33 protein-coding genes are annotated in these 21,406 nt (G+C 69.1%); 4 read left to right on the forward strand and 29 right to left on the reverse strand.

The window, feature by feature from the left end; genetic code table 11:
* The 8 genes from HNR07_RS34000 to HNR07_RS34035 form a co-directional block, all read right to left on the reverse strand.
* Positions 1-884: hypothetical protein (locus HNR07_RS34000; protein ID WP_184373141.1), on the reverse strand; the 884-nt coding region annotated here is incomplete at its 3' end.
* Between the two features lie 93 nt (positions 885-977).
* The gene (locus HNR07_RS34005; protein ID WP_184373144.1) at positions 978-1,253 is read right to left on the reverse strand and encodes a hypothetical protein; all 276 of its coding nucleotides are present in this window, start codon (positions 1,251-1,253) and stop codon (positions 978-980) included.
* Positions 1,250-1,405, reverse strand: coding sequence for a hypothetical protein (locus HNR07_RS34010; protein WP_184373146.1), 156 nt, complete (start codon positions 1,403-1,405; stop codon positions 1,250-1,252). Before HNR07_RS34010 ends, HNR07_RS34005 begins: the two co-directional genes overlap by 4 nt.
* A 115-nt stretch (positions 1,406-1,520) precedes the next feature.
* Positions 1,521-1,820, reverse strand: a complete 300-nt coding sequence (locus HNR07_RS34015; RefSeq protein ID WP_184373148.1) for a hypothetical protein — start codon at positions 1,818-1,820, stop codon at positions 1,521-1,523.
* Between the two features lie 92 nt (positions 1,821-1,912).
* Complete coding sequence (locus HNR07_RS34020) at positions 1,913-2,068, reverse strand: hypothetical protein (RefSeq protein WP_184373150.1); 156 nt, start codon at positions 2,066-2,068, stop codon at positions 1,913-1,915.
* Between the two features lie 88 nt (positions 2,069-2,156).
* Positions 2,157-2,954, reverse strand: coding sequence for a hypothetical protein (locus tag HNR07_RS34025; RefSeq protein ID WP_184373152.1), 798 nt, complete (start codon positions 2,952-2,954; stop codon positions 2,157-2,159).
* Complete coding sequence (locus HNR07_RS34030; RefSeq protein ID WP_246421434.1) at positions 2,951-3,199, reverse strand: hypothetical protein; 249 nt, start codon at positions 3,197-3,199, stop codon at positions 2,951-2,953. The genes HNR07_RS34025 and HNR07_RS34030 overlap by 4 nt, the downstream gene beginning before the upstream one ends.
* 130 nt (positions 3,200-3,329) lie before the next feature.
* The gene (locus HNR07_RS34035; RefSeq protein ID WP_184373154.1) at positions 3,330-4,004 is read right to left on the reverse strand and encodes a hypothetical protein; all 675 of its coding nucleotides are present in this window, start codon (positions 4,002-4,004) and stop codon (positions 3,330-3,332) included.
* Positions 4,005-4,237: 233 nt separating this feature from the next.
* On the opposite strand from HNR07_RS34035, the gene HNR07_RS34040 reads away from it, so the two are divergent.
* Both HNR07_RS34040 and HNR07_RS34045 read left to right on the forward strand, forming a co-directional pair.
* Entirely contained in the window at positions 4,238-5,050 is an 813-nt protein-coding gene (locus HNR07_RS34040; protein WP_184373218.1) for a GntR family transcriptional regulator, read from the forward strand.
* A gap of 812 nt (positions 5,051-5,862) precedes the next feature.
* The gene (locus tag HNR07_RS34045; RefSeq protein ID WP_184373156.1) at positions 5,863-7,389 is read left to right on the forward strand and encodes a hypothetical protein; all 1,527 of its coding nucleotides are present in this window, start codon (positions 5,863-5,865) and stop codon (positions 7,387-7,389) included.
* A 611-nt stretch (positions 7,390-8,000) separates the two neighbouring features.
* Here the strand turns inward: HNR07_RS34045 and HNR07_RS34050 are convergent.
* The 5 genes from HNR07_RS34050 to HNR07_RS34070 all read right to left on the reverse strand — a co-directional run bounded on the left by HNR07_RS34050 (position 8,001) and on the right by HNR07_RS34070 (position 9,619).
* A complete protein-coding gene (locus HNR07_RS34050) occupies positions 8,001-8,222 on the reverse strand; it encodes a type II toxin-antitoxin system HicA family toxin (RefSeq protein ID WP_184373158.1) in 222 nt (73 codons plus the stop codon).
* Positions 8,219-8,449, reverse strand: coding sequence for a type II toxin-antitoxin system HicB family antitoxin (locus HNR07_RS34055; protein WP_184373160.1), 231 nt, complete (start codon positions 8,447-8,449; stop codon positions 8,219-8,221). The genes HNR07_RS34050 and HNR07_RS34055 overlap by 4 nt, the downstream gene beginning before the upstream one ends.
* A 139-nt stretch (positions 8,450-8,588) precedes the next feature.
* Entirely contained in the window at positions 8,589-8,846 is a 258-nt protein-coding gene (locus HNR07_RS34060) for a hypothetical protein (RefSeq protein ID WP_184373162.1), read from the reverse strand.
* A 45-nt stretch (positions 8,847-8,891) separates the two neighbouring features.
* Complete coding sequence (locus tag HNR07_RS34065) at positions 8,892-9,239, reverse strand: hypothetical protein (protein WP_246421435.1); 348 nt, start codon at positions 9,237-9,239, stop codon at positions 8,892-8,894.
* A 77-nt stretch (positions 9,240-9,316) separates the two neighbouring features.
* On the reverse strand, positions 9,317-9,619 hold the full coding sequence (locus tag HNR07_RS34070; protein WP_184373164.1) for a hypothetical protein: 303 nt from the start codon (positions 9,617-9,619) through the stop codon (positions 9,317-9,319).
* Positions 9,620-9,996: 377 nt separating this feature from the next.
* Here HNR07_RS34070 and HNR07_RS34075 point away from each other — a divergent pair, with 377 nt between their 5' ends.
* Positions 9,997-10,155: a hypothetical protein gene (locus HNR07_RS34075; protein ID WP_184373166.1), complete on the forward strand. Its 159-nt coding sequence runs from the start codon at positions 9,997-9,999 to the stop codon at positions 10,153-10,155.
* A gap of 162 nt (positions 10,156-10,317) precedes the next feature.
* Here HNR07_RS34075 and HNR07_RS34080 read toward each other — a convergent pair whose 3' ends face one another.
* The 7 genes from HNR07_RS34080 to HNR07_RS34110 all read right to left on the reverse strand — a co-directional run bounded on the left by HNR07_RS34080 (position 10,318) and on the right by HNR07_RS34110 (position 14,045).
* Positions 10,318-10,494, reverse strand: coding sequence for a hypothetical protein (locus HNR07_RS34080; protein ID WP_184373168.1), 177 nt, complete (start codon positions 10,492-10,494; stop codon positions 10,318-10,320).
* A 286-nt stretch (positions 10,495-10,780) separates the two neighbouring features.
* Complete coding sequence (locus HNR07_RS34085; protein WP_184373170.1) at positions 10,781-12,319, reverse strand: helix-turn-helix transcriptional regulator; 1,539 nt, start codon at positions 12,317-12,319, stop codon at positions 10,781-10,783.
* Positions 12,319-12,603 (reverse strand): DUF6225 family protein, encoded by a 285-nt coding sequence (locus HNR07_RS34090; protein WP_184373172.1) that lies wholly within the window; start codon positions 12,601-12,603, stop codon positions 12,319-12,321. Before HNR07_RS34090 ends, HNR07_RS34085 begins: the two co-directional genes overlap by 1 nt.
* A 245-nt stretch (positions 12,604-12,848) precedes the next feature.
* A complete protein-coding gene (locus HNR07_RS34095; protein ID WP_184373174.1) occupies positions 12,849-13,121 on the reverse strand; it encodes a type II toxin-antitoxin system RelE family toxin in 273 nt (90 codons plus the stop codon).
* A complete protein-coding gene (locus tag HNR07_RS34100) occupies positions 13,118-13,405 on the reverse strand; it encodes a type II toxin-antitoxin system prevent-host-death family antitoxin (protein WP_184373176.1) in 288 nt (95 codons plus the stop codon). Before HNR07_RS34100 ends, HNR07_RS34095 begins: the two co-directional genes overlap by 4 nt.
* Positions 13,406-13,585: 180 nt before the next feature.
* The gene (locus HNR07_RS34105; protein WP_184373178.1) at positions 13,586-13,762 is read right to left on the reverse strand and encodes a hypothetical protein; all 177 of its coding nucleotides are present in this window, start codon (positions 13,760-13,762) and stop codon (positions 13,586-13,588) included.
* 64 nt (positions 13,763-13,826) lie between these two features.
* Entirely contained in the window at positions 13,827-14,045 is a 219-nt protein-coding gene (locus tag HNR07_RS34110; RefSeq protein WP_184373180.1) for a hypothetical protein, read from the reverse strand.
* 77 nt (positions 14,046-14,122) lie between these two features.
* Between HNR07_RS34110 and HNR07_RS34115 the strand changes: the two genes are divergently transcribed.
* A complete protein-coding gene (locus HNR07_RS34115) occupies positions 14,123-14,392 on the forward strand; it encodes a hypothetical protein (RefSeq protein ID WP_184373182.1) in 270 nt (89 codons plus the stop codon).
* Between the two features lie 3 nt (positions 14,393-14,395).
* Here HNR07_RS34115 and HNR07_RS34120 read toward each other — a convergent pair whose 3' ends face one another.
* From HNR07_RS34120 to HNR07_RS34160, 9 genes are all read right to left on the reverse strand, one after another.
* Positions 14,396-15,625, reverse strand: coding sequence for an IS30 family transposase (locus HNR07_RS34120; protein WP_184373222.1), 1,230 nt, complete (start codon positions 15,623-15,625; stop codon positions 14,396-14,398).
* Between the two features lie 92 nt (positions 15,626-15,717).
* Entirely contained in the window at positions 15,718-16,008 is a 291-nt protein-coding gene (locus tag HNR07_RS34125) for a hypothetical protein (RefSeq protein ID WP_184373184.1), read from the reverse strand.
* A gap of 922 nt (positions 16,009-16,930) precedes the next feature.
* Complete coding sequence (locus HNR07_RS34130; RefSeq protein ID WP_312894088.1) at positions 16,931-17,992, reverse strand: tyrosine-type recombinase/integrase; 1,062 nt, start codon at positions 17,990-17,992, stop codon at positions 16,931-16,933.
* A gap of 189 nt (positions 17,993-18,181) precedes the next feature.
* Positions 18,182-18,415, reverse strand: a complete 234-nt coding sequence (locus HNR07_RS34135) for a hypothetical protein (RefSeq protein ID WP_184373186.1) — start codon at positions 18,413-18,415, stop codon at positions 18,182-18,184.
* 31 nt (positions 18,416-18,446) lie between these two features.
* Entirely contained in the window at positions 18,447-18,794 is a 348-nt protein-coding gene (locus tag HNR07_RS34140) for a hypothetical protein (protein WP_184373188.1), read from the reverse strand.
* Entirely contained in the window at positions 18,791-19,429 is a 639-nt protein-coding gene (locus tag HNR07_RS34145) for a nucleotide-binding protein (RefSeq protein ID WP_184373190.1), read from the reverse strand. The genes HNR07_RS34140 and HNR07_RS34145 overlap by 4 nt, the downstream gene beginning before the upstream one ends.
* A 35-nt stretch (positions 19,430-19,464) precedes the next feature.
* Entirely contained in the window at positions 19,465-19,827 is a 363-nt protein-coding gene (locus tag HNR07_RS34150; RefSeq protein ID WP_184373192.1) for a hypothetical protein, read from the reverse strand.
* A gap of 102 nt (positions 19,828-19,929) precedes the next feature.
* Entirely contained in the window at positions 19,930-20,475 is a 546-nt protein-coding gene (locus tag HNR07_RS34155; protein WP_184373194.1) for a hypothetical protein, read from the reverse strand.
* Between the two features lie 114 nt (positions 20,476-20,589).
* Positions 20,590-21,390, reverse strand: coding sequence for a helix-turn-helix domain-containing protein (locus HNR07_RS34160; protein WP_184373196.1), 801 nt, complete (start codon positions 21,388-21,390; stop codon positions 20,590-20,592).
* Between the last annotated feature and the right edge of the window lie 16 nt (positions 21,391-21,406).

Raw genomic sequence — 21,406 nt, forward strand, 5'->3', positions numbered from 1 at the left:
AGCAGCGCCGAAGCGGCCGCGATGACCGCCCCGGCCGCTCCCAGGGCCCCCCACATGCCCACCCCGACCCAGAACGCGCCCCACAGGTTGACCAGGACGGAGAAGGCCAGCAGGGCGGCCACCACCTTCCAGGCCAGGGTGCGCGTCCACCCGGGCAGCGCGGCCAGCGGGTCCACCCGCACCGTCGTGCCGTCCTCCTCGGTGAGGCTGACCTCGGAGCGGTTCACCCGCGCCAGGAAGCCCTGCGACCAGATCACGAACGAGGCGAGCAGAGTGCTCGGAACTTCGAGGATCGCCGCCATCGCGATCGCGCCCGCGACCCCGGCCGTGGTGCCGCCGTGGATGGCGTGAGCGATCCCGACCGCGGAGAGCACCGACCCGGCCGCCCCGAAGACCAAGAACGCGGCCACCACCCGCTCCTGCCAGCGCGCCGCCTTGGTCGCGGCGGTGGCCGGACGGGTCTCGGCCAGCGCGGCCTCGACCGCCTCCACGTCCTTGGCGGCGTGGTCGGCATCGGCCAGGCCCCGCTGGACCTGGCGGTTGACCCGCTCGGTGCGGGCGGTGGCCCAGGTGTCCTCGACCTGAACCTCACGGCGGAGCTGGTCGTAGTTGCGGTTGACCTGGAGTTCGCGGACCTCGCGGCGCCGGGTCAGCTCCAGGGCGTGCACCCGCTGGCGTTCAGCGTCGGAGTGGGCCAGCAGCGCCGGGTCCGTCTCGGCCTGCTGCAGGCGGGTGATGTCCACCTTGGCCAGCCGGTCGGCCATGGTGGCCTGGTGCTCGCGGGCGGCCACCGCCCGCTCCAGGACACTGTGAGCGTTGACCGGCCCCGGCGCGGGGGCGGCCCGGTTCTTGGTCTTGGTGTTCTTACGGTCCTTCCAGCCCATGGCTGGCCTCCTTCTGGTAGACAAGCGGTGAGGCACCTGCCGGGCTCGAGTCGGCGGGTGCCTCACTGCGTCGTGGGTGGTGCGGGCGGGTCCTCAGCGCTCGGCCTCGGTCTCCTCCACCCACACGAAGTTGTCGTCGTTGCTGACCAGCGCCCAGATCTCGGCGGCGCTGACCACCGTGCCGACCAGGGACAGCACCAGCGCGGCCAGGAAGAAGCCGTTCGCACTGGTGGTGGCCATCAGCACCAGCACCAGCACGGCGAACGCCGGGAACCAGGCGCGGCTCAGCTTGGTCTGGGTGGGCATCGCGTCCACGACCAGCCGCAGGCGCGTGACCAGCTCGGGCCAACCCATACGGTTCGGGTTCAACGGGTCTCCTCGGGTGTGGTGGGGGCGGTCTGGGGTGAGGCCTTGCGGCGGGCGGGTCGGCGCTCCTCGGAGCGGCCGGTGGAGGACACCAGCACGGCGGTGACCGTGCACAGCAGGCCCAGCGCGGCCACCGCGATCAGGTCGACGGCCATCACCGGGCGACCCCGCAGTGGCACACCCAGGACGCCCTGAAGACGTCCCAGGACATCGGCTGCCCGCAGTGCGAGGGCGGGGTCATGCGGGTGACCAGGCACCGGAAGAAGCACTTCATGCCGCACTCGCCTCCCGTCCGGTCTCGTCGGCGGGGGTTCCCACGGGGGTCTCCAGGACCTGCTGCACCGCCAGGAGCAGCACGTGGGCGGGCAGCGGGCCGATGACCTGGCGGTAGGAGTCGACCAGGCGGCGCAGCCGGTGGCGCTGGGGCAGGCTCGCGTGGGCCTCGACGGTGTGGGTGGCCGCCTCCAGGTCGGCCACGCGGGCCGAGTCGGAGACGATCTGCCAGTCGCAGCCCCACTCGCACTCGCGGGTGAGGGGGAGCGAGGCGGGGGTAGGGTCGTTCTCGTACATCTGCGGTTCCTCCTGGTCAGGATGGGTGTGGATGTGCAGAGCCCGCCCGGGGCCGGAATCCCTGGGCGGGCTCACTGCGTGTGGGGGTTGGGCTACTTCTTCTTGTTCTTGTCGTCGACCTTCTCGCCGCGCACGACCTTGCCGTTGACGATCTTCGCGCCGTCGCCGACCGCGTTGTTGGAGTAGCTGTTCTTACCGCCGCGGTTGACGATCCCGGTGTTGACGGCCTTGCCGTTGATGCTGGCCACGGTGTGCTCCCTCGTGATCGGTGTGGACCCTGGTGGTCCCCCGGACCCCACCAGCACGGGGCTGGTGGAGACGGGCACCCCAGGGGGTTCAGGCCGCCAGGGCGCGTCGCATCTGGGCCGGGGTGGGCAGGGCTCGGTCCGTGGCCTCCAGCACGGCCTGGGACCTGTGCTGCCACGGCAGCGGCGCCCGGTAGGAGGTGCCGAACCGCTCGGCGTTGGCCTGCTCCCGCCTCGTGCGTTCGACCGCCTCGGCCCCGGCCCGCCAGATGCGCCCGCACTCACAGGCCAGGTGCGCCTGATCGGGGTAGTCGGGGTGCCAGGCCAGGGTGCGGGTGGACTCGGCGCAGCCACCCTCCTCGCAGGGCCAGGAGGAGAACCCGACCCAGGCCGTGGCGTGGGCGCTGTTCAGCACCGCCCCCGGCCCGCCCGAGCTCGCGACCGTGTAACCGGCCCTGGCCATCAGGGCCCAGGTACGGGCCAGCGTCCCGGCCTCGTGCGCGGCCACCAGCAGCGCCTCGCGCTGGGCATCGTGGTCCCGAACCAGCCGGGCGTTCTCCCCGTGGGCTTCGTCCAGGCGGTGCAGGACCTCGGGGAGCTGGGCGGCGTCGCGCAGCCGGGAGCGCAGCGCCTCGGGGATGTCGACTTCGTCGCCGAGCCCGTAGGACAGCGTCTGGCAGGCGTCCACGACCTCGTCCATGGCGTGCTCGGCGGCGGCCCGGTCCTCGGTCAGGCGCTCGATGCGGGCGTTGAGCTGCTGGACATCCTCGATAAGAGCGCTGAGCTGCTGGACATCGGCGTGCAGGCCCTCGGCGAGAGTGGTCTGGCGGGCGGCGGTGTCGGCCAGACCAGCGGCTTCGTCCCGACAGCGGCGGTGGGTGAACCTCATGCGGCGCTCCTGTTCGCGGTGGCGGTGATCTCGATGACGTCGGCGAGGCGGCCGGTGTGGGCGGCCTCGATGTCAGCGTGGATGAGTTCGTAGGCCTCCTCGACCCGGGCGCGGATCCCCCCGGGCTGATCGGTGTCGGCCAGGTCGATGCGGCCCAGAGCCAGCACCACCGGAGTGACCGGGGCGGGCGTGTGGCAGACCATGCAGGTCTGCTCGGTGAGCGGGGTGTAGGTGTGGCAGGCCATCAGGCGCCCTGGAAGGCCTGGAAGGCCATGAAGAGCACGAAGGCCGCGGTCAATGGACAGAGGCAGAAGAGCGTGAACGCGTAGAAGTGCTGCATGGGTGTCCCCTCTCGGGTGGGTGTGGGTGTTCCGGTCAGGCGGCGATGTCGTAGATGGAGCGCACGGCCAGCTCCTCGCGCACCCAGCGGCGGGGGTCAATCTCCAGGACCCGAGCCAGGACCTGGCGGCCCTCGGCGGGGGTGGACCAGGCGCGGGTCAGGCGGGTCGCGGCCTCGGCGTCGTCCAGGACCTCGGCGAGGTCGGCGTGCACGGTCGCGGCGAGGGCCTCAGCAGCGGCCAGCTCGTCCTGCTCCTGGTCCTCGCCGGCCTCGTCGTGGTCGCTGGGGTGGTGCGCGATGATCTCGCGGGACTCGTCCGGGCTGGTGTGCTCGGGGTAGATGGTCACGTCCGCGTAGTGCTTGGCCAGCGGGTTCGTGGTGCCGGGCTCGGGCTGCTCCTCGATGACGCCGGGCAGCAGCGGGGTGATGTCGTCGATCCCGGCCTGGGCGGCGTGCTCGCGCAAGAACTCCACGTCCTCATCGCGGGTCTGGTGCCACAGCGCGTTGCAGAGCCGCTCGTGCTCGGCCCGCCAGGACTGCTCGGGCTGGAACATCAGGTCGGAGGCGAGGCGGCCGCCAGCGGCCTCGATCGCTCGGGCGATCTCCCAGTCACGAGCGGTGGCGCCGCCCTGGGTGGCCACGCGGAGGACGTCGGCCTTGGTCGCGCCGGTGGCCTGGATGACCTCGGCGAGCATCTGGTTCGACGACATCTGCGCTCCTCCTCCTTGGTGAGGGGTGCTTCAGCCCCTCGCCTGGACAATAAGCTAACAGTTGATAGGCTTCCGATCAACTGTTAGGGAGTCATTGGTCTCAATAACTCTCTGACCAGCAAAAACATGCAGATCACTTGTGTTGAGCCTGTTAGGGAAGAGGTAGGGTGGCCAAGTTGACAGTTCAGCCAGCGGAGAGGGCGCACGTGGTAGAGGTCCCGGCACGCGAGGCCATGTATGAACGCGTCGCCCGAACGGTGCGCACCGACATTGAGGCGGGGCGCCTGCGTCACGGCCAGGTACTGCCGTCCACTAGGGCTCTGGCTGCGGAGTGGGGCACGAGCGTGCACACCATCAGCGAGGCCATGCGCCTGCTGGTGGAAGAAGGGGTCGTGGTCAGCAAGTCCCGCTCACAACGAGTCATCCATGCTCCCGACCAGGAGGTGCGCAGCAAAAGGGTGCGCCTCGATCAGCCTGTAGTGCTACTCATCGGCGGGTACGCAGGGTCCGGCAAAAGCGAGCTGGGACGCATGATCGCGCGGGAGACGGGATGGCCGATCCTCGACAAGGACACGCTGACCAGACCGGTCGTCGAAGCCGCGCTCGAAGTAATGGGGGCGTCGCCGCACGACAGGGAGTCGGACATCTACCTGTCGCGTGTTCGCCCTCGCGAGTACGAGGCCCTCGCTGCGGCCATCGACGAACAACTTGAGTGCGGCACAAGCGCGGTGGCCACGGCACCGTACTTGCGGGAGTTCACCGATCTGACGTGGGTAGATCGGATGCGCGCCACGTATGAAGCAGTGGGGGCCCACGTCGTATTCGTTTGGGTGAGGTGTGACCCGGCGAGCATGCATACCTACATCCGCCGCCGGGGCGCAGCTCGGGACTCGGTGAAGCTGTCGAACTGGTCCACCTACGTGTCTGGCCTCGACATGGACTTTCGCCCCCCGGTTGAGCATGTGATCGTTGAAAACTCTCTGAGCAGCCGCCCCCTGCAAGAGCAGGCTGTGGAGCTGGTGAAGCAGGTGACTGCGCAACGATGACAGGAATCATCCTTTACGGCCCTCCCGCGTCAGGGAAGAGCACGATCACGCGCACGCTGACAGCTTTGGACTCACGCCTTCAGCTGCTCCGGCGCTTAAAGGCCGGAGAGGGTCGTCGTGCTGAGTACCGGATGACCACGTATGCCCACCTACAGCAGCTCCGAAGCCGGGGAGAGATCCTCTGGGAGAACACGGCCTACAGCTCCGTCTACGCCGTGGACCGGCCCGAACTCTCTCGCCTGGTGGAAGCTGGCAAGGTGCCGGTGGTCCACCTGGGGCAGCCCGACGCTGTAAAAGCTCTGCTTTCATGCACGTCTATGGCGTGGCTCGTCGTATCCCTGACTTGCCCCCGCCCTGTTGCCATGGCTCGTATCGAGGCTCGCAACACCGGGGATGACTCGGCTCGCAGGCTGACTTGGGACCAGACTGCCCCGTTAGCTGTCACCGACCTGAAAATAGACACATCAGCGGTCACCCCCGAGTGGGCGGCCGCGCTGATCCGTTCTGCTCACCAAGTCATAGCGGGGGGAGCTTCTGTAAGGTCAGTCGCACCCGGCCGGTAACGCACTCGGCGGTAACCGGCCAAAAAGAAAGAAGGCCAGGAGCGCCAACTCCTGACCTTCTCGGAAGTCGATTGGTGTCCTCGCACCTAGACCTCATCAGCTGCGACCCATCGTACCCAATGAGTGCGACAGGTCGAAGAGGTAGGCGGGAGGACGCCTGGAAAGGCGCACGTGTCCTCGAACACCCCGCCCTCGGGCCAGCCTCGCGCTCGCACGAGGGAGAAATACGGAATCCGCTTCTCGCCCTACATGTGGGTACGCAAGGTGCCCCTGGCCACTCCCCAGCTCCATGTCGTGTTGGAGGCGCTGGCGACCGCTGTAGACCCTGACGGGTGCTACTCCTGGCTGAGTCTCGGCTCCTTGGGCGAACGCGCGCGCGACTCCAGCGAGAGCGCCGTACGAACCAGCGTGCGGACCATGGAAAAGGCCAAGGTGCTACGCCGCATCACCGGCCCAGAGCGCTTCGCGATCCTGGACGCCCATGGTGTCCGCTACACGCGGGACAAGCCACCTCTGCTGGTGGAACTGCTCATCCCGGCCTCGGCCTACAGCGCAGAAGACCTTGCCAGAGTCAACCGGATGCGAGCAGACCGCGGCCGCGAACCGATCACCCCGGAGAACCGCCCCGACATCACGACGGAGCTGGTCGGGACCCGGGCAAAGCGCAAGGACGCCGGACAGGCGGCTCCTCAGCGACGCAAGAAGAAGGACCGCGCTGCCGACGAAGTGGCCCAGGACCCGCTCCCTCCCGTGCCGAACGAGGCACCGGACGAACTGGACGACATCGACCTGCCCCTGGACCACACCTTCGACGACCCTGCAGAGAGCCACCGGTTTGAGAAACCGGTGGCCACCGGTTTGAGAAACCGGCGGCCACCGGTTTCAGAAACCGGTAACCCTAGGGGCCTTGACCCTATGGATGCTGACCCTTCTTCCAGTCCGTCCGTAAGTGCTCAACTACAGGAGGCAGAAACCGCAGGTCAGAGCGCGGACGGAGAGGAAAACGGGGGCTCAGCTCAGCAGGAACAGGACCAAGGCGTGCCTGGGGCCGGCGGGGACGCTCCGCTCCCGCCGAAACCACGTGCTTTTGAGGAAACGATGGAGTCGTTGCCGCCGACCCTGGCCGAGACGGTGGTCGACCGGCTGCTGAGGCAGACCGAACACCTGGGCGCCAAGTCGCTGGCCGACCCGGTCAAGGACCGGGCGCACCTGGTGGGCCTGGCCGCCCGCGCCATCAAGGGCGGCATGAGCGCCAGCCAGTTGTGGGCCATCACCTCAGTGGGCCTGCACAACGTGCAGCGCCAGTGGGCTTTGGTGGCCCGCCTGGCCGACCCGGCCGGTTTCGCGCAGATCAAGCAGGTCAACTTCGGTGGCACGCCCCTGGGTGGACCGACGCCGGGGCCGGTCTGTGAGTTCCACCCCACAGCGACCGCTGATGCCAAGGGCCGATGCGCTGAGTGCGCTGAGATCGAGCGCCAGGCCGCGCTGGCCCGGGGTGAGGTCGAGGAGTTCGCGTTCGGCAAGGACGGCCTCTGGCGTGATCACACCGGGCGGGTGCTCAGCGAGACCGAGGAGTGGGCGGGCATGAGCCAGGAGCAGATCACCGAGGAGCTGGCCGTGCGCGAGAAGATGCGCCGTTCTCTGGCCGCGGACAGCGCTCCCCACGCCCAGAAGGCCAGGGAGAGCCTGCACAGTGCCGCCCTGCGGCGGCTCACTGCGCCGGAGAGCGACGAAGAGGCTGCACCGGGGGCCCCGGGTGCGACTGGTGTCTCCTGAGCCTGTGGTGGCGTCTCTGCGGCCCGGCTTCTGGCCGGTCAGCGCCCAAGGTCCCCCGGGGTGGCCGCACCCGTGCGGCCAACCGTCCCGGGGGTTGGCGCCCGCCCCGGAGCCGCGGCCGCAGGTGCCCGCCCTCCGGGCCGACCCTCGTCGCCCCGCGCACCACCCCTCTGACCTGCCGATTGTGGATAACTCCGGTGGTCCACAGGGGGGTATGTGCGCTGGGCAGCGAGGGGTGCGCAAGCCTGTGCGCGTCCGGCGGCCGCGGGAGTGCCTCGCGCAAGGTGTTGCGCGAGGTCGGGCCGGTCGGGTGCGCCGCGCAACGGGCTGCGGCCACAGAAAGTCCCCGAAACCCAGAGGGTCAAGGGCTCCTTGGCGGAGGGCGGTTGAGCCGCACCCCCAGATTTACAACGTAAAGGTAAAGGGTGGGCAAAGTCTGGTCGCTCTCGGTCACCAGACAGATGTGGGGGGACCTCAGCCGCGGGTTCGGTCCGGACGGGGTTCCGGCGCCTGCAACGGATCGTTGCGCACGCCGGTTGGGCGCCGGGGCCCCGCCCGGGTCGGGGGGTCCAGGGGGGTTGGCCCCCCTGGTACCACCGGGCGTCGACCAGTTACAGCAGCTCGCGTAGCTCCTGGGGGCTCATCCCGACCTCGGCCAGGACCCCGGCCAGGGTGCCGCGCTTGATCTCCTTGTGCAGCGGCACCACCACCCGCCGGGGGCCCTTGCGGAGCTTGGCGTGGGAACCGCGGGTGCTCACGTGCTCCCAACCGGCCCGCTCCAGGGCGCGCACGACCTTCGAACCGGAGGTGATGGGGATCTGGGAAGGACTCACGCGGACAAACGTATATCGACCGAGGTGACCAGCACGGGGTTGTCCACAGGCAGGTCCTGCTCGTCCTCGTCCTCGAAGTAGAGCTCCAGGGCCTCACGGAGGTTGGCCATGGCCTCCTCGGTGGTCTCTCCCTGGGAGACGACTCCGACACCGATGGCGTGCGCGACGTACCCACCCAGCTCGGTGTCCGGGATGAGGGTGGCGGGGATCCGCAGTGTGCGCTCCATGCACACCAGCGTACCCGTGGGCCGGGCTCCAGGGCAGGCCATGACGCCGTATGGCACGTCATGGCGCTGTGCGGCGGGTGCAGCTCCCCGGCCCGCAACGGCGGGTGGTTCAGGCCGCCCTTGGCCACCAGGGCCGGCCCTACAGCTCCAAGCCGGGGGCGTTGCGCTCGGCCGCGGCGCGCTGGGCCTCGCGCTGGGCGCGTTCGAGGTACTCGTTGTGGTCGACCTCGACGGTGGGGGCGGGCACCTGGCGGGCGCGCTCGCGCTGCTCGTGCTCCTGGAGGTCGATCTTGGACGGCGCGTCCGCCGGGGCGGAGTCCTCGGTGTTGGAGTACTTGCTGAAGGAGCCCACCGGCCGGGGCCCGTACCGCCACAGGTGGAACCATCCGTAGGTCACGGGAGGCGCCGTAGCACTTCTCGCACGGGTGCGACGTCTCGCACGTCACCGGCCGGGCAGGTGCGGGCCGATCAGCTCCAGCACCCGCAGGATCTCGCAGGCCTCGGCCAACTCCTCTACGGCGCCCTCGGCGCGGGCCTGGAGCTGGCGGCCGGTGATGCCGTCGGTCTGCTCCTGGACGAGCTGCTCCTCCAGCAGCAGACGGCGCTCGGTCAGATGGCGCCACAACATCCGGCCATGGGAACGCGCCGACAGATGGCCGGCAGCGACCTGGCGGGTGAGTCCCACGGGGCTGTGCACGGCCAGCCAATGACGACACCACCCCGCCCAACCGGGCTCATCCGGGGAGGGCAGGCCCTCCCACCCGGGGGCTGGTGTTCGCTGCTCCGGCATCTGACCAGGTTAGGCAGGATCACCCCGGGCGGGGTCACCGTGGACACACCATGGCGGAGGACAAACGCGGGACCGACCTACTCGTTCAACAGGCTGGTCTGCCCCGGCACCTGATCCTGCTCCTGGCGGCTCCGCCCGAGGCACCGGCGGCACGTCACCGGCCCGGCCGAGGCGGTCAGCCGCAGCGGGTCAACGGCGGCATGGCAGGCGACCGCGGGCACCGCCACCCCCGCCCACAGGTGCGTGGTCAGCGCGTGCACCACGGCTCCGCGACCGATTCGGGCGCCAGCCGCTTCCGCCAGCTCCTGGTGACGTCGCCGAAGAACCGAGGCGAGGTGTTCGACGTCGGGGGAGCTGGGCGTGTGCTGCGGTTCGCTCATCCCTCCAGAATGCCCACTCTCGCGCCGTCTGCCCGGCCGAGAAGTTTGAGCACTGCCGCATACGGCACCAGTCGGGGTACCTGCGGGCCAGGGTTGCGTAGGCCTGGACCAGGAACGGAGCGTGAGCAGGACCCCGCCCGCCAAGAGGGCTGCCCCACGGCGGAGGTCAGGGCGTATGCCAGGGCTGGAGGTGATGGCCGGACTCGGCCACACAGCCAGTCGTGTGCACGTGCATTTGCACGTGCAAGAGTGGCGTGGTTCACGGTAGATTCGGCCTCATGCCGGGCCCGGCGGGTCGTGGGCGACCTCTCCACCCCCAGTCGCGTCACGCCGCAGGAGCGTGTCGCTGCCCCGACCCCAACGGAAAGGCCCCGGCCATGATGAGGTTCCCGAAGAAGAAGCGCGCCCTGGAGGGCAGCGGGCCGCGGTGGTGGCTGTGGCGCCTGGCGGCAGAGGCCGCCCGCACCCTGCTGGCCGTGATCCGCACCCTGCTGTGGCTGTGGCGCGAGAGCGGGGACGGCCCCGGCGGCCGGTAGCACCGCCCGCCGGGACTTCTGAGGGCCCGCGTGTCTGGCAAACGAGGCGCGGGTCCTCCACCACGACCCGCGTGCGGATCGACCTGGCGAGCCTACCGGGGCCTCCTCCGCGAGCTTGCGCACGCACCGCGTCAGCAGTGACGTACCTACGGCATGCCGTATCTACGGCAACAGCGGGCGTTTGAAGACGCTGCGGATGAAGTGGCCGTTCTTGGCTCGAGGATCGCTCACCACGACCTCGGAGACCAGCTCCCACCCTTGGCGTCCCATCGTGCGCAAGGTGCCATCCTGTACGCCGTCCTCGCGCTTCTCGATCAGGTACTCCCACTTCTGCTGCACTACGGCTTCTCCTTGATGTTGGGGGGCAGGGGCACCTACGCACGGCGCCCGCCTTCGCCAGAGCGGCTGCACCCTACTCGGTCGATGGCCTCCTCTGGCGGCAACCACACCAGAACCAGTTCGGCTGCGGACGTTTCCAGGGAGGTCTTTCCCAGACCTGGACTGTGGGTGGCCGGCCCCACCCCCTAAAACCCCGCAGGAACCTAGCAAAACCCTCCGGGCATCGAAGCCGCAAAACCACGAAAGGCCCGCCCCCTCGTTGGGGAGCGGGCCTTCAGGGTGGGTGTCAGTGCACGATGGCCTCGGCCGGGTCCGCCCATACCGGGCCGGGCTGGGCCAGCAGACGCTCCACAGCCTCGGCGCGCGTGCCCACAGCCGACGCTGCGGCGGTGTTGACGGGCTCCCCGGAGGCGTCGGCCGCGCAGTAGGCCCAGGACCGCGCGCCCGGTACGTGCTGGCGCCGCCACACGAACCCGATGACCTGATCGTCGGGCCCCTGGGCCCGGTACTGGCGGGCGCCCTTGGCCGAGTCCGGGGTTTCGACCAGACGCACCCGGCCCAGCTCGGCCGGGGTGTAGGGGCACAGCGGCCGCTGCTTGGGGCGGCCGCGCATCCGCCGCTTGGTCCAGGCCGACTTGGTGAGCTGGGGCGGGGGCAGCGGTGCGGTCAAGTGCGCCCACAAAGCAATGGCGGCTTCCTCCCGGGTCGGCCAGGGCCCGCCGGGTACCGGCCCGTCGGCGGTGTGCACGGTGATGCCGTCCCCGCCGCGCTGGAACCAGCCCCAGCACCGGGAGCGCACGTAGATGTCGGTGCGGCCCGTCACCCGGCCCCGCCGTAGTTCCCACCGCTCCATGTCGGCGGGGCGGATGGGCAGGTCCGTGCGTTCCCCGTGCAGGCTCACGACGGAAACCGGGTGGCCGAACAGGGTCGATAGCAGTTCAGGGAGGGCGGCGGCCATGTCGGTCTGGTCGGTGACCGCGTCCGGGGCGAGCTGCTCTTGCGGGGTGAGGCGTTCGCGCTCCTCCTCGGACAGCAACCCGTGCAGCGTCCATCCCTCCCGCTGATCCCACTGGCGGCGGTCCTCGAGTTGGCCGATGGTCTCGGCGTCGGTGTCGTTGTAGACCACGCAGAAGACGCGCCCGTCGGAGACCACTTGGCCCCGCACCCGCACCGACACCTCCTTCACCGGCGGGGGCACCGACTCCTCGGGTTCCGTCCCCGTCTCGGGAGGGGCGCCCTCCAGGGGAAGCTCAGGCACCTTCGGAGACGGCCTTTCCGAAACCACACGGGGTGTGCTCTCCTCAACGGCCAGCGGGGGTGTGGTTTGGGAAACCTCCCCGGCAAGGGCGGCCGACGGGCCGAACGTGGCCTCCCACGCGGCGACCACCGCCTTCTGCCCGGCGCCGTAGGCCGCACCCAGCGCAGAGCGCACCGCCCCGGCCGCCTCCCCCGGCACCCAGGTGGGCGGCTGCTCCCCGCGCTCGGCCCCGGCCAGCACCGGGCGCGAACACGCGATCCCGGCAGGGAGCTGGCCACGGACGCTCTCGGCCGCCACCGCCAGGGTGAGCCCCGCCCCGACCCGCAGCCCGGCCAGCCCATCTGGCAGGGACCCGGGCTCGACCAGATCAGCCACACCCACCCCGACCGCGGCCGCGAGCCGGGCCAGGCGCTTGACCTCCGGCCGCTCCTGGCCCTGCTCGTAGCGGATCACCTGCTGGCGGGTAGTTCCCAGCTCTTGGGCGAGCAGACGCTGGCTCAACCCGGCCGCCTTTCGGGCCCTTCGCAGCCGGGCGCCGTCCAGCGGCAGGCCCGCTCCACGCGCCATCAGACCTCCTTGGTAGTGGCGGGCGCGCGCAGCACGCGCGCTTCGGCGTCGGACTCGATGCGCGTGTTGAGCTGGAGGTAGGGCAGGCCCTCGTAGACCAGGTGGGAGGGGGCGCCCCAGTCGGTGACGATCTGGTCAGTGAGCGCGCTGGTCACCACCAGGAAGTCGACGACGTTGGTCTCGTCGTCGGGGTCGATGAGCGCCCGAACGGGCGCGTCGTCGGGAAGGTCGGCCAGGGCGCGGCGCAGATCGCCGACAGTCAGCGGCTGGGAGGTCTCGTTCACGGCGTGCTCCTCAGGGATGGGTTCGCGTCACCCTCGATCCTAAACCACACGTGCCGTTTAGGTAAGTAGTTCCCTGGATCCACCCGTGCGGTTTAGGTAACGCACGATCCTGTTCGGCTGCCCCCGGAAGAGGGTGCGGTTTAGGTAACGTTGGATTTTCCGCCAGAACTACCGGGAGCCCCGCAAACACAAGCGGCCCCGCACCAGGTTCTTCAACTGGTGCGGGGCCGCTTGCCCTCGCCGGATCACAGGTTCCGGTAGACCTCGCCGCGGTGCGCCACGCTCAGCACGAGCACCAGCAGTTCCCCGTCACGGATCGTGTACACGATCCGGTAGTCGCCCACCCTGACCCGCCACAGGTCCACGGCGCCCTTGATCTGCACACACCCGGGCGGTCGCGGGTCCTTGGCCAGGGCATGGGCCTTGTCCAGCACCCGCCGCTGCACTGGTTTGTCCAGCTTTCCCACCTGCTTGGCAGCCGGGGCGTCGAAACGAACCGCGTAGGCCTGGTCGGTCACAGGTTCAGCTTCCGCTCCAGGTCTTCGAGGGAGATGGTCTGACTGCGGCCGGCCTCGATGTCGGCCAGGCGCTCAGCGGCGATCCGGGCGTCCCGCTCGTCCAGCAGTTCCTCGTAGTGCTCCACAAGGTCGGCCGGGACGATCGCGGCGGCCCGCTGGTGGTTGCGGCCGCGAGTGACGAAGGTGACCTCGCCGCCGTAGACCGCGCGGTTGATGCGTTCGGAGAAGTGATCGCGGGCCTCGGTCACGGACAGCTCGCGCGGCTCGCTCGTGTGGGTGCTCATGTTCTCCATCATGCCCCAGATTGACGCCTATCTGGCGTGATTGGCGTGATTCTTTGCATTGAGCAAGCAGACGCATGCTGGCGCAGGAACAGCTCACGACTCCCGGGCCGTGGGGAATGCGGCCTCCGCCGCAGGCCATGGCAGCGGTGTTTCCCCTGTTCATCGCATGCCGTGTATACGTCATGCCGTAGATACGTCGTCGGTGTAGATGGTCTTGCCAGCCGCCTCGCCCAGCAGCTCCAGGGCGTAGGCGATGTCGGCGTGCACGGCCGGGTCGGTGACCCGGCGGCCGTCGACGACCGCGTGCTCGACCAGCTCGTGCTGGTCCAAGGACCCCTGCAGGGATCGTCGCAACACCTGTGGCCAGTAGCGTAACGAGGCCCGGACGGGGTGTCCCGTCCGGGCCTCTGGCGCTTGCGGATCAGAGGTTGAATTCGATGCTGCCGATGCGGGCGCCCCAGGGGTCGATGACCTTGAGGGTGACTGTGCGGGACAGGCCCAGCGACTCGAAGAAGTCGGCCTTGGCGACAACGGCGGCCCGCTCCTCAGCGGTCAGGGTGTATCCCTGTGCGTGAATCATGCTGGTGGCGATGATCTGGGGGAGTGCGGGGCGGCGGGTGGCGGTGCTCGTTTTCGTCATGCCTTCAATGTATAGGCGCCTATACAAGGATGTCAACCTGCCTGGACAAAAATGTTCAGACGCCTATACTGACAGGCATGAACATCAGCGAATCCCTCGCCCACCTGCGTGAACTCCGCACCACCCTGCCCGCCGCCCTAGCCGCCGAGACCGACCCCCTCACCCGAGCCCACGGCGTCGGCGAGATCATTGCCGAACTGGGCAAGCTCGAGGACGAGCTCAAGGAAGTCCGCCGCCCAGCCGTTGCCGAACTCCGCGCCCAGGGGTACACCGTCCGCGCCCTGGCCGCCGAGCTTGACCTCAGCCCCGCACGGATCGACCAGATCTCCAAAGGCCGACGAGCGTGAGCGTCAGCCGGACGAGGAAGTCAGGAGCTGGGAAAGCCGCTCGGCAGGGGTATCCCATCCGAGCGTCTTCCGCGGCCGTGAGTTGAGCTCGGCAGCGACCGCGTCCAGGTCCTCGCGGGAGTGCACCGACAGGTCCGTGCCCTTGGGGAAGTACTGCCGCAGCAGGCCGTTGGTGTTCTCGTTGGAGCCGCGCTGCCAGGGGCTGGCCGGGTCGCAGAAGTAGACCGGGATGTCGGTGGCCAGAGTGAACCGATGATGGTTCGCCATCTCGTTGCCCTGATCCCAGGTCAACGACCGCTTCAACAGGGGCGGCAGGCCGCCCAGAGAAGCGGCCAGGGCCTGATGGAAACGGTCGGCCTGATGCTGCCCGTCAGGTAGGTGCATCAACATCACGAACCGGGTCGAACGTTCCACCAGCGTGCCGATCGCACTGTGCTTCTCCCCGCGCCCGCCCACGATCAGATCGCCTTCCCAGTGGCCGGGAACAGCTCGATCGGAGACCTCAGCCGGCCGCTCGCTGATCATGACCATGGGGTGGGTATACCGGGGCTGGCGGCCGTGGGCTTGCCGGTGTGGGCGACGACGAGCCCGCCCCGAGCGCAGGGACCGGGTCAATTCTCTGCGCAGCTCACCGCGCCCTTGAACGTAGAGGGCCTGGTAGATCGTCTCGTGGGTCACGCGCATCTCCGCATCATCGGGAAAGTCGCGGCGCATCAGGTGAGCGATCTGCTCCGGGCTCCAACGCTGCTTGAGCCGACGTTGGATGTAGTCACGCAGCCGCGGGTTCTGCGCGATCTTGCCCGGCTTGGGTCGTGCGCGGCGGGCTACGGCACGGTCGTGGGCGACGTGCGGACCGTACCGGTAGATCTTCGCCTTCGAGTAGTAGGAGCGGTTCCGGTTCACCTCGCGGCTGATGGTGGAGGGGAACCGGCCGAGCTCTGAGGCGATGGTACGGATGGAGGCCTTGTCTCGGAGCCGATCGGCGATGTGCAGGCGCTCTTGGAGCCGAAGGTAGCGACCGGACTCCTGGCGTGGCGCCCGCACAGCACGTGCGGGCGCCACGGTCCGGTTCGGAGACTGCCTGCCGTTACGCCACTCGCGGCCGGTCCGCAGGTTAACTCCCACGGCTTGGCAGGCGGCTTTGTTCGAATACCCCAGGTCCATGAGTCGGAAGTATTCCGCGCGCTCTGCCCAGAGCTTCCTGCGGCCCTGGTTGACCGAGCGGTTCCGGATCTTGAAGTCGTCCATCGCACCCCTCCAGAAGTGGGGTGTTGCAACGACCACTAGAACTCAAGGTTCGAGGCGGGGCAGTGTGCTGGGTGGGGTCAGCCCTGTGGGACTCCACCGGCTGCTCGCAGCGCCGCCACCCCGGCCTTGGTGGGCACCATCCTGTCCGCGTGAAGCCCGTCGGCAGGGATGGCGGATTCGATCAGATCCCGCTGCCACAGGCTCACGTAGGCCTCGTAGAGCTTCACCTGTCGCTCGGTGGCACGGCGGCCGGTCTCGGTGTTCATTCCGGCGAAGAAGGAGTTGGCCTCCACCGGCTCGCCCGCCCGGTGGATGTGGGCCAGGAGAGCGTGCTCGTCTTCGGTCAGCTCGTTGGAGTTCCTGTTCATGGGAGGAACGCTAGCCCTTGCGGCGAGCCTGCGGGGGCCAGCTTTTGCGGCTGGTGACACGTTCGTTAACGGCACCCCCAGCCCCCTGGCAAGGGGGTCTCGATGGGGATCACCCACACCAAGCAGAGCTCCCCAGGTTCGCCCCGTCGTAGTATTGGGGCATCGGAGCGGGGAAGTTCCTTCCCTGCCCGACACAAGAAGTGGGGCCTCCACGCTGGCACGTGGAAGCCCCGGTACTGCTTCTTCTCTGTTAGCGGCTCTGGTCGGGCACCATCACGGTGTCCCACCAGGGCCGTTGCCGTTTCCCCCGACCATGTCGAGGAGAACCTGCAGAGCTACCCGGACGACGCCTCCCAGAATCGGGGGGAGCCACCAGGGCGGCGTCCACCGATCGCGATTGCTTCGATCCAATGGACCGCTCCTTCCTTCACCGGTGACCGGGTCACCCTCGTGGTGTCCCTACTCGGCCATCCGCGCGGACTGGCCGACCTCTCCGGTGCTTCAAGGTGCTGGCACAACTCTACTGGGAGGCCCCTGACTCCTGGAATTCTCGGACTCCTGACGGAGGTGCACGAGCTCGGCTGATCTCGTCCACCAGCAACCGGAGATGGAGGCGGCTACTAGCCCATTGAGCTGGATCTATGCAGTCATCGCAGTCATCAAGGTGTTGTCCACAGGCTTTCCCCACCTTGTCCACAGACTGTCCCCACCTTCTCCACAGACTGTCCCCACCTTCTCCACACCTCCTCTTTCAACCTCCTTTCAAACGCTCCATCCCCTGCGAAGAAGAACTCTCGTAGGTCTCCTGGAACTCGTAGGCGAAGTCGCCCTTGATGCCGGAGCGGTAGAAGTCCAGGTGCGTGCATGAAACAGCATCTGGAGTCGTAGACCGGGCCTTGAGGAAGCAGGGCTTCTCCGTCTCCTACAACCCCACGCGGCGCATCGGGTTGTCGCGCCAAGCGTCGGTGGGGCGGATGTAGGCGTCGATGGCCGTTGACCTCTCCGACCACCGTCCCTGGCGGGCGATCCACGCTCGGGGCACCCCGGCGGCCGCGGCTGCGGTGGCAGGGCCGGCGCGCAAGGAGTGCGCGGTCACCCCTTCCACCCCGCACTTCACGGCGAGCTCCTTCACCACCAGGTTGATCCCGGCCCCCGACATCCGACCCGTGCTCCGTCCGGCAGCATCCGGGGTACCTGACGGGCGGCCGTGCCGGTCCACCGAACGCAGCAGCGGCCCATCGGTGACCCCGGCCTCGGCCAGGGCAGTGAGGTAGTCGGCCACCGTGCGCACCGGGCAGGTGAGCCGGTGCGTGCCGTAGGGGATGGCCACGGTGACCCCGACGGAGTCCTTGTCCGTCTTGGAGGACGCGACGAACACCTCCAGGCCGTCGGCGACCTCGCGCACGTCACCGATGTCCAAGGCGGCCAGCTCCGAGCGGCGGGCCATCATCGTGTACCCGAGCAGCAGCAGCGCCCGGTTGCGCAGACCGACCAGACCGCTGGAGGTGGCCTCCAGCATCTGCCGGAGCTGGTCCACGCTCAGCGCGGGGGCCTGGCGGCGGCGGCCGCCGGCCTTCGCCCACTGGCGGGAGTAGGAGCGCAGCGCCATCCGGGCGGCCTTGGTGGGCAGGGAGTGGCCTTCGGCCTCGTGGTAGGAGGCGATGGTGCCCAGGGCACGGTCGATGGTGGCCGGGGCGAGCCCGGCGGTTGCCAGGTGGTCGACGTAGGACGCCAACGTCTCCGGGGTGGCGGGCAGCGGGGTGCGCCCCGCTGTTGAACACCAGGCAGAGAACCTCTTCCAGTCGCGGGCGTAGCCGGTCTGGGTCGAGGCCGCCCACCCGTCGGCGACCCGGGCCGCGGCCGACGGCGTCAGCTCGGAGTCGGGGGTACGGGCCTCGAGCTCCTGGCCGTCGTCGTCGACCACGACCGCGTCGACAACGCCGTCGTCCTGGTGCTCGGGGAAGGGGATCAACTCGGTCGACACAGAGGGCTCCTGGGGGCGCGCGGGCGGGACTGATGTCCGATTCTGACTTTCGACAAGTGAGCTTATCGAAAGTCAGAGACGTAAGTACGGCATGACGTATACACGTCAGAGGGTGTGTCGCAGCGAGCGCCCCACGGGTGCGACGGCTCGTGCGCGTCACACCCGTGGACGGCTTGCTCGCCGACCTCCTCAGGACTCTTCGGCGTCCTGGTCGCGGTGCACGGGCAACCCCACGATGGTGTGGAGTCGCTCGCCGGTCGCCGCGTCCACGGCGATCGTGGCGAAGCCCTCCGGCTGCCACCGCACCCGGATCTGCTTCTTGGCTGTCCAGTACTCGACACCGGCCTTGGCCTTGGCCACGCTCTGGTACGCCTTCGCCCAGTAGCCTCCGGTGCTGTTCTCCACGAGGTAGATGGTGTCCATGGTCGCCTCCAGGGGGTGTGCCGTGCTTACGTCATGACGTAGGTACGTCGTCTCGTGATTCCCGGACGCGCTCCAACACCCGCCCGTACAGGGCCTCGTCCTCGGCGAGCTCGGCCAGGAGCGCCAGCCACACCGCCCGGCGGGGCACCTCCCCCACGTCCAGGTCATCGGCGAGCCGGTCCGCGATCCTTCGCAACCTCTTGTGGTCGGCCGGCGACAGGTCCACGGTGGTGCGCAACGGCTTGGACCGCACCGCCGTGCGGCCCCGCTCCGGCCGCAGCTGGGCCTCCTCGGGTGCGGCCTGGGCAGGGGCCGCACGGCGGGAAGAGGCCGCCTTCGCGAACCGGTCCGCAGACGACTTCGACTTCGCAGCGTTCACGCGGCCGCCACCTCGATCCCGGCGCGGCGCAGGTACTCGTCGGCCAGAATCTCGATGGGGTCACCGGCGGGGACCTCCGGGGCGGCGCCGTAGGCCAAGGCGTAGGCCTCGCGCCGGGGGATCTGGGAGTCGAGCACGTCGTAGCCCATGGCCTCCAAGCCCTCCCGGGCGTCGCGGCCCGACCGGGCGCCGCTCACCACCCGGTTGAGCAGGACTGCGATCCGGGCGGGGGCCTGGCGGACCTCGGCGACCTCCTCCAGGAGTTCGGTGATCGCGCCGGTGCGGTCGATCTCGATCGTGGAGGGCGCGACCGGGATGGTGATCTCGTCGACGTGGCGCAGAACGCTGCGCACGATGGCACCGTGGTCCTCGGCCTGGGGCAGGTCCACGATCACCAAGGTGTCGGGGCCAGCGAAGTCCCCGAGGCGGCGGCCAGCGTCCTTGGTGGCCAGGCCGACGATCTTGAAGCCGAAGCCGCCGACCTCATCGGACCAGGCGAGCGCGGACTGGGCAGGGTCGGCGTCGACCAGGAGCACGTCGAACCCGCGCTGGTGAAGGGACTGAGCCACCAGCACGCTGGTGGTGGTCTTGCCCGTGCCGGGCTTGGTGTTGGTGTACGCGATGGAAGCTCTCATGAGGCACGACGGTACGGCATGACGTACTGACGTGCCTACGGCACCACAGGAGTGGGTTGGGGCGGTTGCTCGGTGACAGCGACGCACAGCGCAGGCATGAACAACACCACGGCCGCGGCGGCGAAGCCGAGAGACCCGGCAGTCGATAGCCCCAGAACCGCACCGGAGTTGTATCCGAGGGTCGCCACGAACGCCAGCAACGGGATGCTGATCCAGGAACCGGTGCGGCCGCGTGGAGTGGAGCGCGTCATCGACCACTGCCACCAGAGCATCGCGGCCGTGATCACCGCGTAGCCGAGACCGAACGTGAACCCGAGCGTGGGTTGGAGAACGAGGGCGCACAGCAGGACAGCGAACGGAGTCAGGGCCGCGGCCGCCCACCGGGAGGTAGGTGTCATGGGTGTCAGTGTGTCCTTCTCTTGCTTGCTTCGGAGGACGTTTCCACAGATCAGAGAGCGACGTAACTACGTCATGACGTGCTGACGTAAGCATCCGGGCCCTTAGATCAGAGGGTCATCGTGCTCCGGGGCCTCGAGGGTGGGCAGCGGCCCGGCTTCCCACAGGTCTCCGACGTACCTGCGCAGCACCACGTCGGGGCCGGCACCGGTGGCCACATGCCACACGTCCGCTCCCAGGTCGTCTTCTCCGGTGGCCTCCCAATGAGCGAGCACGCGCGTCACCGTTCCGGCCTCCCCGCTCTCCTGCTCGGACCAGGAGAGCGGGATCCCTTCGTGGTCTGTGACCACATCGACGTCGAACAGGTGCGTGGCGATGCGGCCTTCTGGATCGCCAGGGCCGAACGGGACCCACCCCCGAAAGAACCACAGGGTGCACGGCCAAGGTTCGGCGTTCGGTTCGTAGACGGCGCGGGCTCCTGGGTCGGGATGTGTGGCCGGGACGCAGTTGCTGACCAGGTAGCTGCCCAGAGCCTCGCGAGGTGCCTCCAGCTCGGTGGCGGTCATGTGGCTGAGGGTCTGGCCGTGCCAGTCATCGGGACCACCGATCAGACGGACAGGAACGGCTGCGGAGGGGGTGTTCGTCGTCATGGCGTCATCCTCACCGAAGACGGTGACATCCGCAGGAAAAGGCCGAACCCGGCCAGGTGTGCAGCGAACTGCACGCTGGATTGCCCCTGGCCGGTCCTTCGGGAGCGGGCGGGGTCAGAAGCGGTGGTGGTACCGCTCAAAGGGGTTGAACCCCCACGGGTCAGCGTCCTCGTAGCCGCGCTCGGCCAGCTCGTGCTGGTAGGCCCGCCACAGCTCCGCCTCACTCATGCTCCGAGGGCTCCCGCGCCAGGCGACGTAGCGGGAGGTCACCTCCCCCGCACGGATCCGGCGGTGAAACGCGGCGAAGGTCAGCTCTTCCTCCGCGAGGCGGCGCCGGCGCTCGGCACGGCGGTCGTCGGCGACCGCGGCCTGGTCCAACTCCTCCACGGTGCGGGCGCGGGCCAGCTCGTCGACGTCGTAGGCGATCCGGCGCATCACAGCGGCGATGCGCGGCAGGTAGAGGACCACGTTGTAGCTGTGCGGGTCATCGGCATCGGGGCGCATGTCCACCACCGGCGGCCACTGCTTCTGGTCGTGGTGTTCGACCCAGGCCGCGCACAGCAGCAGCCACCGGGCCTCGTCGGCCAGGCGCTCACCGACCAGGTCCCGACCGTCGAGTTCTTCGTCGTCGCTGCCGTCGGGGTCCTCCGGGGTGGACCAGCCCGCCAACCGGAGCTCGGCCATGGCGGCGTCCAGGGCGTCGATGTCAGCGGCGTTCGCGACCTGTTGCACGCGCGAGGGCGACTTCCCGGCCTCCTCGGCGATCTTGCGGACCGAGAGCCCTTCGGCCTTGGCGGTAGCGATCGACCAGGCGTACTCGGTCTCGGCCTGCTTGAGCCGCCAGGCCGCGCGGCGGACCCGGCGACGGAGGCGTTGTTCGCGCCGGAAGGTGCGGCGCCATGCGGTGATGTCCATGGGTCCCGAGCGTGCC

The sequence above is a fragment of the Nocardiopsis metallicus genome (assembly GCF_014201115.1).
Lineage (GTDB): Bacteria > Actinomycetota > Actinomycetes > Streptosporangiales > Streptosporangiaceae > Nocardiopsis > Nocardiopsis metallicus.